Raw genomic sequence first — 15,837 nt, forward strand, 5'->3', positions numbered from 1 at the left:
CTTTTATTGTTTTTATAAAACCGCGCTAATGTCGCAAATATCATCAGCCAGGTTCCAGACACCGGGTTGATGTGTAACCATAATGACGCCGCTTGTGGGGAGTTGTTCTCGCACTAAACGCAGTAAGCGGATTGCCTCTTGTTCCTCAAGATGAGAGGTAGTTTCGTCAAGAAATATCCATTTCGGACGTCGTAAAATTAATCGAGCCAGGGCGATACGTTGTTTTTCGCCGCTGGAAAGAATATCTCCCCAGCGATCGTGATCATGAATACGCGCAGCCAATTTCCCCAGACCAACCTGATGCAGTACTTCGCTCAACGATTTATCGTCTACGGACAGGGGAAGTGCTTTACAAATAATCTCTTTCAGTAAGCCGGTTTTGATTAACGGTGTTTGTGACACATACCAACTGTCAGCAGGAGAAGAAATATCACCTTTGAACCACGGCCAGCAGTGGGATAATGTTTTAAGCAGTGTGGTTTTTCCCGCACCAGAGTAACCTTTCAGCAATAGCCATTTGCCTGGCGAAACATGAAAGTTCAGGTTCTCTAATATGATCTTATTATCAGGAGTACGAATACTCGCGTCAGCCACTTGTACCGCATGTTGGCAATTTTTAGGCTTATTCGTAGGGCGCTGTTCGGTGAGTTGATGGAACTCATACAAGCGATCGATAACCGCAGCCAGTTCAGCAAGTTCATCATATTTATAAATAAACCAGCTTAAATTGTTCGATACCAGCATAAATGCCTGGCGTGATTTCATCAGTCCGCCCAGATTGATCTGTCCGCTAATAAACTGCGGCAATAACAGAAAGTAGGGAAGAACGCTAAGCGAGCGCGAATAAATATTCTGCCAGTAATCAAGCCACCGCTGACGATTCATTAAACGATGCCAGTTCTCTTTAATGGTATGAAAATTTTCGCTCAACTCCTGGCGTTGTAGAGACTCAGCATTGCTTAGCGCAATCAGTTCTGCCTGCTTATTATGCTGCACAAGATTAGTTCGAAATGTCGCTTCGCTACGTTGTTTTTCCACATTAAGTGGACGAATACGTTTACCAACCTTATGAGTAAATAAAGTTCCACCGATCACAATGAGCACGACGGTATAGACCATATACCCCTGGATATTCCATTCTATTCCACTAACAGTGAATGAGAGCGTACCCGCGCTTTGCCAAAGAATAACGGTAAAGGTGATCAGCATGCTCAGTGACTGGATGAAACCAAATGAAAGGCTGAGCGTTTTGCTGATCAGTAAGAGAATGTCTTCAGCGATACGTTGGTCAGGGTTATCTGTATTTTTATGCTCGCCGTAGATCTGCGTGAAGTAGTAGTTTTTATCTGCAAACCAGCGAATAAGGTAGTAATCCGTTAACCATTCGCGCCAGCGAATAGTCAGTAGTTTAATTAGCCACGTTTTGTTTACGGATATTAATACAAAGATCCCCAGCAGGGCAGGGAACCAAAGGATAAGCTGCCAAAGCTTATCAGTTTCTTTCTGGCTTAGCGCATTGAAAAAATCATTATTCCAGTCGTTTAACCAGACCTGAATTTTAACCACGCCAAGGATCATGGCGAGGATAATAATGATTAACAACAGTGAAGTTTTATTATTCTTACGCAGCCAAAAGGGCTTCAGCAGACAGAGATACTTTGCTATCAACATACAAAACGTAATGGGAATGGTTATCATTAGCGAAAATTGATTGTGCCATCCAATGATTATCTATGGCAATGATTTACTGATGAAATTTATTTAAGTATCATTTAACAATATGAAATATAAAGAAATATTTCATTTTCAGTGGTTATGGTTATGCTATTGATAATCAAGGATATTGCTAATACCCTGACGCATACCTAGTAAGCCAGGATTTTCGCAAGGGAAGATGATGATGACGAAACACCCGACAGGAATTTATGTCGGGTGCCTTGTTAAGGTCATAAGAAGGAGGCTAAGACTGGAGCTAAGAGGGAGCGTTATTAATTATTCTCCATTTGTCTTGCAACATCCATAATGTGGTAAAGCGGTACTCTGTTCTTAGCTAACTCCACCATGGCGTTCATATAAGGCACCATGGTTGAAAAAAGGATTTTATAACCTTCACAAAAATAGGAAACAGTCTCATTGTTTACTTTAGTAATACGATGCTTAGGACAACCACCATTGCAGATAGGTTTATATGCACATTGCTGACATTTCGCTGAAATCCGTTTTTTTTGCGCTGTCAGTTGAACACTATTCATCGTTTTGAGTTCAGATTTATTAATGTTTCCAATTTTGTACTGTGGATAGACAAAATGGTCGCATTCGTAAATGTCTCCATTACTTTCAACAACCAGATTATCCTTGCAGGACTCCTGGAAAATACAACTGGTATGCCCATTCCCCAAAAAACGGCTGACAAAGCTTTCAAACTGACGGATGAAAATTTCACCCACATCGTTTTTAACCCATTGCATAAAAATGGTTGACATAAACTTGCCATAAGCCGTAGGAGGCACAGAAAAATCAATGATACGGAATGTGTTCTCACTATGACCACTGAAATCAATATTCGGCGTCCCGGTTTCGAGCAATTCGATAAATTGCATATGTTTACTGCCGATAGATTTTAAAAAATGATAAACCTCAAGAGGGTAATGGACATTAACGTTATTAATGACGGTTAACGTATTAAACTCTACTTGATATGATTTCAGACGCTCGATGGCTGCTATCACTTTTGCAAAAGTTCCGTTACCCGAATTACTGCGTCTGTAACGGTCATGTAGCTCTTGGGGGCCATCGATCGAGATACCAACCAGAAACTCATGTTCTTTGAGAAAGGCACACCATTCATTATTCAGTAAAATGCCATTCGTTTGTAATGCATTAAAAATACGTTTTGGGCCTGCATAGCGTTGTTGATAGTGAATAACTTTACGGAAAAAATCCAGACCAGCCAGAGTGGGTTCACCGCCTTGCCAGGTAAAATAGACCTGATTGCCAGACGCTGCGATATATTGTTTGATGAATTCTTTAAGAGTGCTGTCATCCATTTTTCATGAGTAAACTGCGACTCTTTTTCAAGGTAAAAACAGTAATCACATTTGAGATTACATTGAAAACTGGAGGGCTTGGCTGTAACGTGCATCGCTATCTCGCTCAATAAGGCGGCGGAAAAATCCGCCGCATGAAGGTTTAGTTATTTCGCTTCGCTTAGTGCTTTCTTGATATTGTTAAACTTCGCCTGATTTACCTCGCTAAGCGGTGGCTGGCTGTTGTCGATAAACTCTCTTACCACACCTTGCATCTCTTTAACGACCTGCGGATTGGCGGCGGCAAGGTTATCTTTTTGCTGTAGATCTGTCAGTTTGTATAGACCTAACTGATTGTTTTCTACTGTATAGACTAGCGAATAATCGTTATTTCTCACCGTATAAGAGAATTGGCTTAAATCTTCGGTGTTGGGGTTATGCGGGTAATCGTCTGACTGATGGCGGACAAATTTGTGGTAATTATCCCAGAAGGGAATATTTTCCTCATCAAACCAGTGAGAATAAGATGTTATCCATGTCAGATTTTTATGTGGCTCACCTTGTTTCTTATCTTGCAACCAGGGCAGCAATGAAACACCATCCAATTTTAGCTCTTTTGGAATGCTGATATCGGCTGCATCAAGAGCTGTCGGGTAGAAATCCATTGCGGAAATCAGCTTGTCATAATTACCGGGCTGAAGTTTTCCTTTCCACCACATAAACATTGGTGTATGGGTACCGCCAGGATAAGTCTGGCTCTTATAGCCTTTTTGCGCTCCGTTCAGCGGCAGAGGACCATCGATAACTGCACCATTATCAGAGGTAAAGAGAATAATTGTATTGTCATACTGTCCGTTTTTCTTTAGTTGTTCAAGAATGCGTTTTACGCCCTGATCAACAGAATAAACGGAAGCGTAGTAGTTATCTGCTGTTTGGCTACCGGTATTAAATTGCTTCTGATATTGCTCTGGTGCAGGGTTGTCGTTTGGCAGGTGCGGAGCATTATAAGCCAGGTAAAGCATAAAAGGCTGGTCAAGTGTTTTAGCACGATCAACAACGCCAATTGCCTCATCGGTTAACTGATCGCTGATATAACCTTTTGCGGGGACGCGCTCACGATTTTTGAACAGAGAAGGGGAGTTATAATATGCCGTTCCTGCAGCGTGGAATCCCATAAAGTAATCAAAACCACGGTTTTGAGGTTGCCATTCTTCCGCAGAAAATGTGGTGAAGTTGTCATGATAATCACGCGTTTGTTTATCTTCTGGTACTGGCACATTACTGATTTTTGACAAGTGCCATTTACCTACTGCTGCAGTGTAATAACCATGATTCTGGAATAATTCAGGCAAGAAAGTTTCTGTCAGCGGAATACCATCCTGAGCATCAGTATTGGAGTACACACCAAAACGAGCGGGCGCTCGACCGGTCATTATTGCGGCGCGGGAGGGACCGGAAACCCCGTGCGCCACATAGCCGTTAGTAAAACGTACACCTTCATCCATTAACGAAAGGAGTGTTGGCGTTGATTTTTGTGCAGCTTCAATGGCTTTATCTATCCCTATTTTGTAGGTATCGACAACTTCACGATTTTCCATTGTTTTTGGGTCAAAAGAACCCTTATCAAAAGGAAGTTGTCCATAACCCAGATCATCCATGGTCAGTACGATGATATTTGGCTTTCCTTTAGTACTGTATTCAGTCGGCGTAAAGTCTGAGAAAGCAACGTTTGTTTTAGTTGCTTTCAGCTTTACATCATCTGCCGCATGAGCGGTAAATGCAGCCATACCAGATGCCAGTATCAAAGATATCGAGGTACTTACGACACTTTTCTTCAATGCAGACTTCATAAATGTTCCTCTTCTTATTGTACTTAATTCCAAAGTAATTTTACGAAGAGAAATAAGATGATGTAAGTGAAGTGAGTCACATAAAGAGATAGCAGATCTGGCTAAAAAAAGAGAAACAACAGTCTAAAAAGCGTTGACATTGCTTTCTGTTGAGCTAAGTAATTTTTCAATGCTAAATATCTAACTAATTGATATTTAGTGTATTTATGTGTTTTTATGGCAATTTATTGCATTGGGATCATAAATAAACATGAAACAGATTATTTAGATGCATAAATATGTGATGTATATCACCAATTATCATCATAAAATACAATTCGTAATGACACATTGGGGCAGGTAATAGCTGCCCCTTTAATTCTTACTTAGCGTGTGGTTGACTATTCGTGAGCGAATAATCAATTAGCCAAAGCATTCATCGTGTTGCCCGTGTTCATATTCGTGTGCCTTTGACAACGGTACTCCTTTGAAACTCTCTTTGGACTGTTGCCGAAATGTTTGCGGAAAGCATAAATAAAATAAGATGTACTGGCATAACCACATTTTTCGGCAATTTTATTGACTGAACCTTCTACGCGTATCAAATTTTTTGCGTATTGCATTCTGGCATCTAAAAGAATTTGTGAGAATGTCGTTTGCTCTTGCTTTAGTTTTTTCTTCAGCAGGCTTTCACTAATATACAGGCAATCACAAATATCTTTTAGTTTCCATGGGTGTGCCAGCTTCATATTGACAATGTTTCTCACTTTCCCTGATACGGATAGCACACCGTTAGTTAATAATGTAATGAAACCTTTGCATGCAGCAAAAATAGACAGGCAAGAAAAAAGCAAAAGTTCAGAAAAATTCTGATGATTGCGTTCTTCAGAGTTGAGATAAGCAATCATTTCATTAAGCAATCCAGTTGGTACATTTGAAGCACGTAAAAACTTCGCAGGAACAGGCATAGTCACTGTCTGAATATTAGTGCATTGTAGATATTTTTTAATGGTGTTTTCATTAAATCCAATTTCTTTGAAATGCCGCTCATAAGGTTCAAAATGCGTACGAACAGCGTTATCTACCATCAGGATTTCACCATCAGAGAAGGCGTAATCTTTATCTAAAATGTTAGCGTTGAAGGCATGATGAATAAATATAACAGAACAAACGAGCGACATTTTATCTCCTTAAAACAATAAAGTTTTTATCGATACTTTTTTAACATTTCATATTTATAATTTGCTGTTTATTTTCAGTCTTGCAAACTATTGATAATGAAATGTGTAAGATCTCTTGCAATGCGACCCATTTCTGAAATACCCAACTGATCAATTGCCGAAAAAATGGCTATCAACGTAAGTGTCAGTAATAAGACAACCACAATTACAGACATGATTTCTTTATAGTTGTCTCTTTGCGTGATTTTGTTTTTCACTGTGGTCGCATGCATTTCAAATATGTTTATTTAGCGGATAACGTTAAAAATCGTTAATCAGTATGCTTAATATAACAGGCTGGAAAAAAGAGGAAATAGGACTGGTGCTTCAGTACTGAGCGGAGTTTCTTACAGCTGTAGGCGGAGGTATATATCTTATAGCGAGCAGTTTAATTTAGCACATGTGAGTAAATTGCGCGACAATGGTCAATGAGGAATTCTTCTGCTGTGCGGATGACAGCAGAAGAAATGAGGAGGCGAATTAATTTGATGGTTCTAATTCAACCGGAATACTTTTATAGCCAGGAATGCCACTTAATGGATCGTGGTTATCAAGTGTTAGCATGTGATTCGATTCTGGAAAATAGGTCACCAGTGAGCGGTCAGCCATAGGGTAAATGACCACTTTTAATCTATCCATGCGGCGTGAGCTGCGCTTACCGTCTGGCGTAAGCGCAATAAGATTAACTCTTTCGCCGTTTTTTACACCGCAAACTTTAGCTTGTTTAGCACTCATGAAGACCACATCTCGTTGACCGAATACCCCTCGATAGCGGTCATCCATACCATAAATCGTCGTATTGTACTGATCGTGACTGCGCACTGTCGCCATGACCAGCTTACTGTTAAACGCCGAAGAGGGATCTTCTAACAACCCTTTACTGGTAATAAAATTAGCCTTACCTGACGACGTCAGCCAGCGCCTTTCAGCAGCTGCGTTTATCAGGTGAAAACCACCAGGATGGCGGATGCGCTGGTTATAGTCGGCGAACTCTGGCAGCACAGCTTCAATGTCATTGCGAATGCGATCATAATCTTCCACCAGATGCTCCCAGGCCACCACGCTCTGGGGGAGCGCTGCCTGCGCGATTCCCGCGACCACAGCACACTCTGATTTCAGCATGACACCTGCGGGTTTTAACACGCCACGCGAGGCATGAATCATTGACATTGAATCCTCAACGGTTACCGCCTGCGCACCGCTTTTTTGCATGTCAATCTCGCTACGTCCCAGAACCGGCAGAATATAGCTATGCCGTGCAGTCAGCAGATGTGAGCGGTTAAGCTTTGTGGCAACGTGTACCGCCAGATCTAATTGCGTTAACGGTACAGCGCTCGCTTCCCGATCTGGCATTGCCAGTGCAAAGTTGCCCCCCATGCAGATCAATGCTCGAGCTTGCCCCGTACATATTGCTTGCATGCTGGCGATTGCAGCATGTCCAGGTGCATGAGGTGGGGTGAAGCCATAGCGCTCACCCAGGCGAGCCAGAAACTCTGCAGACGGTTTCTCGGTGATACCGACGGTTCGGTCGCCCTGTACATTAGAGTGACCACGTAGTGGGCAGATACCCGCACCAGGCTTGCCAATGTTACCCTTCATCAACAGCAGATTGACAAGTTGCTGTACGTTCTGGGTACCATGTTCGTGCTGAGTGATCCCCATTCCGTAACAGATAATGGTTCGTTCGGCAGCGGCATATGCATCAGCAAGTTCGGCGATTTGTGTCTGACTTAGTCCAGAAATACGTTCGATATCTTTCCACTCGGAATTGAGAACGTCACGGCGTAGCTCGTCAAAGCCGACGGTATGCGTTTGAATGAATTCGTCATCCAGCAATGAGGGCCGACCCGCAGCACTTGCAGCATCATCGCGCTCAATTAACAGGCGCATCATCCCCTTTAGCAACGCCATATCGCCACCAATGCGCACATTATAGTAAGCACTAGCCAATTGAGTCTCGGAGTTCGTCAGCATTTCAAACGGGTTCTGTGGTGCGGTAAATCGCTCCAGGCCACGCTCCTGCAGAGGATTGATGGCAATCATTTTCGCTCCCCGTTTCACTAAAGCGCGCAACGAAGTCAGCATGCGAGGGTGGTTTGTACCAGGGTTATGCCCAATGCAAATTACTAAATCGCATTTCTCAAAGTCTTCCAGTAACACGGTCCCTTTACCCACGCCGATACTCGCTGCCAAACCCACACTGGTCGGTTCATGGCACATGTTTGAGCAGTCGGGAAAGTTATTGGTACCGTATTCACGGGCAAAAAGCTGATAAAGAAAGGCAGCTTCATTTGAAGTGCGGCCCGAAGTATAGAATTCAACCTGATTTGGATCACTATAACTTTGAAGACGTGCGCCAATTTCGTCGAAAGCTTGTTGCCAGCTTAATGGCTGGTAACAGTCGCTGACGGCATCATATTTCAAAGGTTGAGTGAGACGCCCCGCAGCCTCGAGTTCGTGATCTCCCCAGGTAAGTAATGATTGAACCGTATTCTCAGCGAAAAAAGAGGCATTCACCTGCTTATCGGTGACTTCCCAGGCGATTGCTTTTGCGCCGTTTTCACAAATGTCGAATGACGCGCTGTGCTTAGGATCTGGCCATGCACATCCGGGACAGTCAAAGCCTTCTGGCTTATTCATGTCAAACATGGCAATCACTTCCTGGCGTATATCCATCTGCTTACGGACTGCATTCGCTACAGATTTGACAGCCCCCCAACCACCGGCAGCTCCCTGGTAGGATTCAATTTTTTTCTTCATCAGCTTATCCTGTGTGGAAATGAATTATTAGGATTTGTAATAGCGATGATGCGCAGTATATATAATGGGTTTATCGGCCATTTGGATATATGAGAGTAGGGGGCTACTCTCATTCTATTTTTAACTCATTATCGTCAAATAACAGAATAGTATAAATGCGATAAGTTAAGCATCATCTCTCATAGTCTTTAAGTTAACATACTTTTCAATATATAAAATAAGACTCTGACTTCAATTGTGCGCGGATTTTCTTACAGGTGTAGGATAATTTCTTTCAGGAAAGAATTATCCGCGTAATTTTAGTGAATGGAAAGCACAACCTAAAGTATAACAGGGTCAACATCACAATTATTCATAGATAAATGTAACGCCAATGACTGACTGTACTGCTCCAGCTGCGACCTTGCTTCCTGTCTGTCCATAAGTTGCACTTAAGCCCAGGGGTACTTTGCTTTTATTTACAGTTCCCAGGGAGACATTTTCTCCCGTAGCCAGTATTTTTCCATTACGCATCAGGGAGACACCGACTCCTGATGCTTTTGTTGTGTCAGGTGCTGTATTAGCAAACACTTGTCGGGCACTGTCAGTGGTAGCGCCCGAAAGATAAAATGAGAGCTTTTGCTCACTTGAGCAATATACGCCCAAGGGTATTTCTGCGCTTCCAGGAAAGTCCGGGAGACTCACTGTGACATTACGACTATCAACGGTACAGCCGCCCGTTGGCATAACAACACTGTTATTTGAAATAATATTCCATGTAAAGTTACGCGGATTTCCACTTCCTAACGTTGCAATTTTATACATATGAATGCGAGCAATAACTTCTCCCGCGTTTATGACAACGCCACCGGCCGCCCCGACAGGGGTAATATAGAGTTTTAACGGTAAGGGCATCGGTGTCTTATCACCAATATCCAGCACGTTGGTATTTGTCGTCAACGGAAAGGGGTAGGTCACATTATTCCAGTACAGCGATCCTTTATATGACTGTAGGGAGCCTGCGAAAGCTGAGCCTTGTACTAAGTTAATATGATCTGTGTCGTACCAGCCGCCGTAATCATTCCAGCAACTTATATGCTGAGACAAATCTACAACCAGATTCTGACCTGGTTGAATGACAGGATCGAGATTAACATACACAGAAGTTGTACCTGCGCCAATACTTGACCCACCATCAACATTACAACTGAAGGCGAAGACTTTACCTGCCATCAAAAGAAAATAAATACTGAACAGGACATTTATACTAATTTTTTTTCCCATGATAAATCCTTAGGTTAAAAATTGATTTAAAAAAGAGGCTTATAAAATCGAATCGATGTTATTGCCATGTATAGATCACATTGATTAGCGCCTCGATCGTTCCCTGGCTTGCGTTTCCATTCACCGTGATAGCTCTTGCCTTAAGTGGAAACTGTGCATTACGTGTGATCTCATCAACAATAACCGTTTTGCTATCGCCACTTTTTAACGTCGCCTCCTGATCATCCCTCAGCTCTATTTGAATATTTTCGGCACTACCTTCATTTTTGTAATAACCCGTATTGTCAGTTGAACCTGTTACGATTGCCGTCACTGCACTTGTTTCAATCGGACAATCGGTTAATGACAAAGTAATATCGTGCCAGCCAGATGCAGAACCTGGTTGTTGCAGATTGCGTGTATAAAGATCCCCGAGATTAACGCTAGCTTCTTTGGTTTGAATAGTGCAGGGTTTAGCAACTACCCGACCATTAACAGTGATAGTGACATCAGCGGCCTGAAGAGTTGCTGAAAATAGCGCACAGAGCGTAGCCAACAGAAGTCTTTGGAAAGTTCTATTCATATCTGACTCTGATTATTGAAATTCAAGGGTAAATGTTGCCGAAGCGCTAACCAGTCCTGGATTGACGGACTTTTGTGTTGACTTCAAACGGGCCGAGTAAGGCAAAATATTATCCTGATCAGGAGTCAGAGGGATCCACTGCATTCCGGTATGAAGGTCATTTATTTTTACTGGGCGCATATTTCCGTCCAGAATTTCAATACCCAAACCGGAAGCAGAATTGCTTCCTTCATCCAGTTTCAGCAGAGTATTATTTTCTAAATCTTCTATCCCGCTAAATGCAACCCGAACCCCCGTAGTCCCTTTGCTACATTCACTTAACGTAATCTGGAAAGGAACGGTTGGACTTGTGCTTCCAGTCGTTGGGAATTGCCTAGCACTGTGTTTTTGTAGGTCTACGGTAAAATTAAGCGAATCAGATGAAACTGTGCAGCCATAATCCAGGACGCGCCCGCTAATTTTAATAACGCTATCTGCAGATAAAGCAGAATAGGTGGTTAACCCCAGACATAAACCGAGGAAAATAATGCTATTGTGTTTCATAATCTAGTGTTCCTTAGCGACAGACTGCTGTTTGCTGACTCAGTAAGTTCTCAGGAGAGACTTCAGGAAGCTTGTAATTAACAATACATTTAGCGTTTGCATTGTTGCCCCATGAAACCTGTAATTTTCCTGATTGTGGAAGTCCTGTCAGATAGACCTGACCATTTTCAGCAACAATGCTGCCATTGTTATTGTCACCGTGAGTCACAATTGCACCGAATGGAACTGGTTTATTGCCGTATTTCAGAGTCATTAATACTTTACCGCCGATTTGTGCATTAAATGTTGCTCTGGCAATAGCACCATGAGTAGGGATGACCGTGACCACGGTTTCATCCAGTTCAACATTATCGGCAAGGGAATTAGCGTTAAGAGCGACACGATTTTCTCTATATTCTGTCGCAAATGGTAATATTGCATAGCCACGCCAGTCTGTATGTATTCCTGTCTGGTTCTCTATTTTAACATTCTCCGCGCCAGGAGCCTTAACCAGAACCATAGTGTCACCCATCGGCTGTCCAAAGGTGACACCATCAGCATGAGCAATAATTCCACCACTCATTCCGTAGTAAAACTGGTTGCTATCTCCATTACGACTGTAACCGACATTAGTATTACCGTAAGCCCCTCGATAATTAAGGGAACTGTAACCACTGGTGCCAGATGATGCATTACCTCCGCGGGTATTACCGACCTGAACACTATAATTCAGGTTATTATCCGGCAGCAGTGTGCCATAAACCCCAGATAGATTGGTCATACCGCCTTTCAAATCGTTTGACATGCTATAACTAGCGTTTGAATTACGAAATGCCGACTGACTGTCTGTACGCATCCAATGACTGAAGGGAACATTAAGTGTAAAAGCGAGTAAATGATCCCGATCGTTTTGCCATATATTACTGGAATAGCTGTAATTCAGCGAAGTCGTAATATCGCCAAACGGTACATTTAACCCGAATGATATTTGCTGATCGCTGCGTGACGTGTTCCAGTAACTTTGGCGACTGGCACTGAAAAAGGTCGTACCGTAATTTCCAAGCTGCTGGGAAATACTTATTTGTTCCTGACCACGCTTACTATAGTACAGATTAAAATAATCAATAAATTGTATCTGTTCATTGGTGTCTACGGTCGGAGGCTTGACGGTGTAACCACTCATTCGACTGTATGCACTGTCAGATAAGTTATAAAATCCTTGCGTAGAATATCGATATCCTGCGACCTGGATATTCGTTCCCGTCTGATAGAAAGATTTACTGTAAACAGATTTTACCGATTGTCCGCTGTGACGAGTATCATCCGCAAGTGTCGTATTGGCTTGCGTGATATCGACAGAAAAGGCACCTAAAAGGCCAAGATCTTTACCAATACCCACGTTGAAAGCTTGATAATCTTCTGCAATTTGCATCCCGCCATAAGGTGTCCAGTTTCCCTCCAGACCATGCATTACGCTGCCCTGAATGAATTTTGGGGAGCTTTGCAGGTTATTTCCACTACGATATTCTCCCAAGGCAAGTGCATAACGCGTATAACCAACACGTTGGAGAACCGGGACAGATGAATAAGGGACATATAAAGTCTGAATACTGCCGTCTGCCTCTTTTATCGTAACTTGCAGATCACCGCCATTAGCCGCAGAGTTAATATCATCAATAGTAAAAGGGCCGGGAGGAACCGTAGTCTGATAAACATCGTATCCGTTCTGTTTAACACTGACTTGGGCTGTGCCACGGGCTATACCATGAATCACCGGAGCAAAACCATGTTGGCTATCGGGCAACATCGCTTCCGTTGAGTTTATTTTAAGGCCACGAAAGTTCACACTTTCAAAAATATCGCCATCGGTATAACTATCACCCACCGTTAACCGTGAGCGTAAGGGAATAATGTCACGTTCAGCAGACGTATTGATATGTTGCCATTTATTGCTGTCAGATGGGTTGTTTCTCCCACTGTTATAACTCCACGTTGAGTTATCACGTAGTCGCCAGCTGCCAATGTTGATGCCACTCTGCAAATTCAGATATGCATAGTTGGTTTTGGTGGCGTTATGGTTACTACGATTGTTGATAGAATTACCATTAAAACTATAGTTCAGTAGGCCTGCGTTTATTCCTTCTTCCCACAGGTCAGGAGAGACATAACCACGGGCCATTCTACCGACATAAATCTGTGGAACGGAGAGCGACAGATGTTGCTGACCAACATCAAAATCAGTAGATGCGTCGGCTAAACGATCCTGAAGTGGTGTACATGCGTTGTTATCCGGCACATTTTTTCCTGCCAAATGGCCCTTATTGGCTAATAACGCTGATTTTTTTATGCCAAGACTGACAAGAAGGTCTGTACTCAGACATGGGGTGAGATCTGCGTTATTATCATCTGCAACAAAAGTAACATCCCGAGTGGTCATAAATTCGTCGTTCAAATAAATATCGACCCGATATGTACCAGGTGGTGCCTCGCGTCCCTTAGCAAAGGCAGATAAATCAACAGACTCAGCAAGATCATTGCTTAAAAACCGTGGATTAAAATAATACTCTGCTTCTACGGGAAAAACCGCTGTAGCTAAGCCAAGGGCAAAGGTAAGCCGTGCAAAGCGAGGCAGTAGTAACACATGATGCATACGATATGCCTTAAATGCGGCACGAAAGGCTGTCATTATTAGTTCCGATTGAGTTTATGCTTATTAATTAGGTCAGTTGTTACTGCATGGTTGCCTTAATACGCGGTGTTAATGCACCGTAATCATTGATCGTCTGAAAGCTGATGTCCCCGGATGCACCATGAGGGAAATCCACAGAAATCTCACCTTTTGGAGGCACCATGGTGTTTGGGAGATCGCTATTTCCAGCTTTCATATTCGTTACGGTAATGAAGTAGGGGGTCGGATTAATAAGTGTCAGTTTGCTACCACTGCGGCGGAAACGAAGCATTTCCGGAGCTTGGTCAGGTGCTATTGCCAAATTCGTTGGGCGATAGAACATTTTTATGCGGCTAATAATTGCGAGCTGTAATGTATTTGCATTTTTCTGATCTTTTTCCATAGCAGGAATAGCTTTGACATTTACCCAAAACAGGCTTTCCCGGTCGCCCGGTAACTGATGATTAGTGGCGTTGATAATCCGCAGCGTATTCTCTTTTTTGCCTTGCATAGAAAAAAGCGGTGGGGTAATGACAAACTGGGTATCTTTTTGGTCACCCGCATTTTCTATCCATGACTGAATAAGATAGACACTGGCAGGATCATTATTCGTGACAGGCAATAAAACCTGTTTCTGATTTGCTGGAAAGATTACACGAGTTGCACCTAGAGCTACCGCTGCATTGGCAATGGTACTATGGCAAAGAAAGATCAATGAAAGTAATACTGTCGCCATAAAAGAAACAGAGTAGGGCGTACGAGTCGTCTGCATCTGATGTGTTCTCCATGTGTTGATAGGCTAAGCGGGGGAAACCGTCACATCAGAAAATGGTAAATATTGCTAATGCTATGGCGGATGGCCGGGTTTCCAGACTTAATGCGCTGGTAATAAAACTTGGTTCTCTATTGAAATAAAAAATTGTCTTCAGAGTGATTTTTATAATCACAGTAATTTTAACTGCCTTGTTTATTAATCGTTTAGATACTCTATGATTTTTTCATATCGTTCCAAAATATAAGTCATTCCTTAGTAATAATGAGATAAACATTGATGAATTTTTTCGGGTGTGAGTAGCCATGCCACACACACCCTGTTTTAATTTCAGATGACGTATAGCCACCTGAATACTGAATTATAGGTATTGGACTTTGAAGGTCGCATCTGCATTTGCAGTACCGGCCACTGACTGCCCGAGGGCAATATAACGAGCCTGGAATGGCAGTATATTCGTGCCATCAATCAAGTCAGTTTTAGCGCTAAAAGTTGCCCCATCCAGTATTAATACCTCCCCCGTACGGTCCAAAATTTGGATACCGACATTCTGGGCAGAGCCTGCCGCTGAACTCTGAAGCGCCAGCGTATCGTCATTACTGGTGACAGTAGTCCCCAGGAATGCAACAGCCGCATTACTGGAAACATTGGTATCACAATCATTCAGCTTGATATTGAAGCCTACAGCGCTACTGAGGTCACCCGCTTTAGCCAGGCGAGAAGAACGGACCTGACCCAGTTCAACCGTTTGGTTCATTGATTCTGAGTCAATCGCACAAGCGGCATTTACCACTTCACCTTTAAAATGAATAACACCGCCATTAACGGTGGTAGTAACTGACTCATCACCTTCGGCAGCGTTAACTGCAGCCGAAGACATCGCCAACACAGATACGACAATCATTCCGACATGTTTGAGTTTCATAATTCTCCAAAGTTTATATTTAAGCAGCTGAATAAAGAAATATAACAATTCAGTCATTCTGTTATTGCTTATAAAAAAGAATCATTCTTGATTAGCCTGTCACCCTGAAAATATAATTTCCTGAGTTATTACATCTGATGAAGAACGATAATATCTTTAAATCACAAGGACGCTCAGTCACAACAAGCTTATAACTGCACTTGTTGTAGAGAGTATTTTCAAAGACTTTTTTATATCGCCAAATAACATGACGATTTCATTATGCATGATGTTTATAAACAACGTCTAAA

Annotated in this window: 12 protein-coding genes and 1 pseudogene; 1 reads left to right on the top strand and 12 read right to left on the bottom strand. The window is 42.5% G+C overall.

Translation table 11 applies throughout. The features are described 5' to 3' along the window. Positions 1–12: 12 nt before the first annotated feature. Complete coding sequence (locus QUF14_RS09465; RefSeq protein WP_000628525.1) at positions 13–1,698, bottom strand: ABC transporter ATP-binding protein/permease; 1,686 nt, start codon at positions 1,696–1,698, stop codon at positions 13–15. 202 nt (positions 1,699–1,900) lie between these two features. Here QUF14_RS09465 and QUF14_RS09470 point away from each other — a divergent pair, with 202 nt between their 5' ends. Beyond that, the gene (locus QUF14_RS09470; RefSeq protein WP_123008810.1) at positions 1,901–2,023 is read left to right on the top strand and encodes a hypothetical protein; all 123 of its coding nucleotides are present in this window, start codon (positions 1,901–1,903) and stop codon (positions 2,021–2,023) included. Here QUF14_RS09470 and QUF14_RS09475 read toward each other — a convergent pair. The 11 genes and pseudogenes from QUF14_RS09475 to fimA all read right to left on the bottom strand — a co-directional run bounded on the left by QUF14_RS09475 (position 1,989) and on the right by fimA (position 15,547). Further along, positions 1,989–3,142 (bottom strand): annotated as a pseudogene (locus QUF14_RS09475) (anaerobic sulfatase maturase). The gene QUF14_RS09470 and the pseudogene QUF14_RS09475 sit on opposite strands and share 35 nt — an antisense overlap. A 51-nt stretch (positions 3,143–3,193) precedes the next feature. Next, positions 3,194–4,876 (bottom strand): sulfatase-like hydrolase/transferase, encoded by a 1,683-nt coding sequence (locus tag QUF14_RS09480; RefSeq protein WP_024212131.1) that lies wholly within the window; start codon positions 4,874–4,876, stop codon positions 3,194–3,196. Positions 4,877–5,274: 398 nt separating this feature from the next. Then, the gene (gene ydeO / locus QUF14_RS09485; RefSeq protein WP_100733982.1) at positions 5,275–6,036 is read right to left on the bottom strand and encodes an acid stress response transcriptional regulator YdeO; all 762 of its coding nucleotides are present in this window, start codon (positions 6,034–6,036) and stop codon (positions 5,275–5,277) included. Between the two features lie 74 nt (positions 6,037–6,110). Continuing rightward, complete coding sequence (safA, locus tag QUF14_RS09490) at positions 6,111–6,308, bottom strand: two-component system connector SafA (protein WP_000543389.1); 198 nt, start codon at positions 6,306–6,308, stop codon at positions 6,111–6,113. 247 nt (positions 6,309–6,555) lie between these two features. After that, a complete protein-coding gene (gene ydeP, locus QUF14_RS09495) occupies positions 6,556–8,835 on the bottom strand; it encodes an acid resistance putative oxidoreductase YdeP (RefSeq protein WP_000726741.1) in 2,280 nt (759 codons plus the stop codon). Positions 8,836–9,183: 348 nt separating this feature from the next. Next, positions 9,184–10,098, bottom strand: coding sequence for a fimbrial protein (locus QUF14_RS09500; protein WP_000516694.1), 915 nt, complete (start codon positions 10,096–10,098; stop codon positions 9,184–9,186). A gap of 58 nt (positions 10,099–10,156) precedes the next feature. Next, positions 10,157–10,660, bottom strand: a complete 504-nt coding sequence (gene fimG, locus QUF14_RS09505; RefSeq protein ID WP_001082282.1) for a type 1 fimbrial minor subunit FimG — start codon at positions 10,658–10,660, stop codon at positions 10,157–10,159. Between the two features lie 12 nt (positions 10,661–10,672). Then, complete coding sequence (gene fimF / locus QUF14_RS09510) at positions 10,673–11,203, bottom strand: type 1 fimbrial adaptor subunit FimF (protein ID WP_000682251.1); 531 nt, start codon at positions 11,201–11,203, stop codon at positions 10,673–10,675. A 13-nt stretch (positions 11,204–11,216) separates the two neighbouring features. Next, positions 11,217–13,868 (bottom strand): fimbria/pilus outer membrane usher protein, encoded by a 2,652-nt coding sequence (locus QUF14_RS09515; protein WP_024212132.1) that lies wholly within the window; start codon positions 13,866–13,868, stop codon positions 11,217–11,219. 43 nt (positions 13,869–13,911) lie between these two features. Continuing rightward, complete coding sequence (locus QUF14_RS09520; protein WP_001195182.1) at positions 13,912–14,622, bottom strand: fimbria/pilus periplasmic chaperone; 711 nt, start codon at positions 14,620–14,622, stop codon at positions 13,912–13,914. Between the two features lie 361 nt (positions 14,623–14,983). Further along, on the bottom strand, positions 14,984–15,547 hold the full coding sequence (gene fimA, locus QUF14_RS09525; RefSeq protein ID WP_001360630.1) for a type 1 fimbrial major subunit FimA: 564 nt from the start codon (positions 15,545–15,547) through the stop codon (positions 14,984–14,986). Positions 15,548–15,837 lie beyond the last annotated feature (290 nt).

The organism is Escherichia sp. HH091_1A (assembly GCF_030295175.1).
Lineage (GTDB): Bacteria > Pseudomonadota > Gammaproteobacteria > Enterobacterales > Enterobacteriaceae > Escherichia > Escherichia coli_F.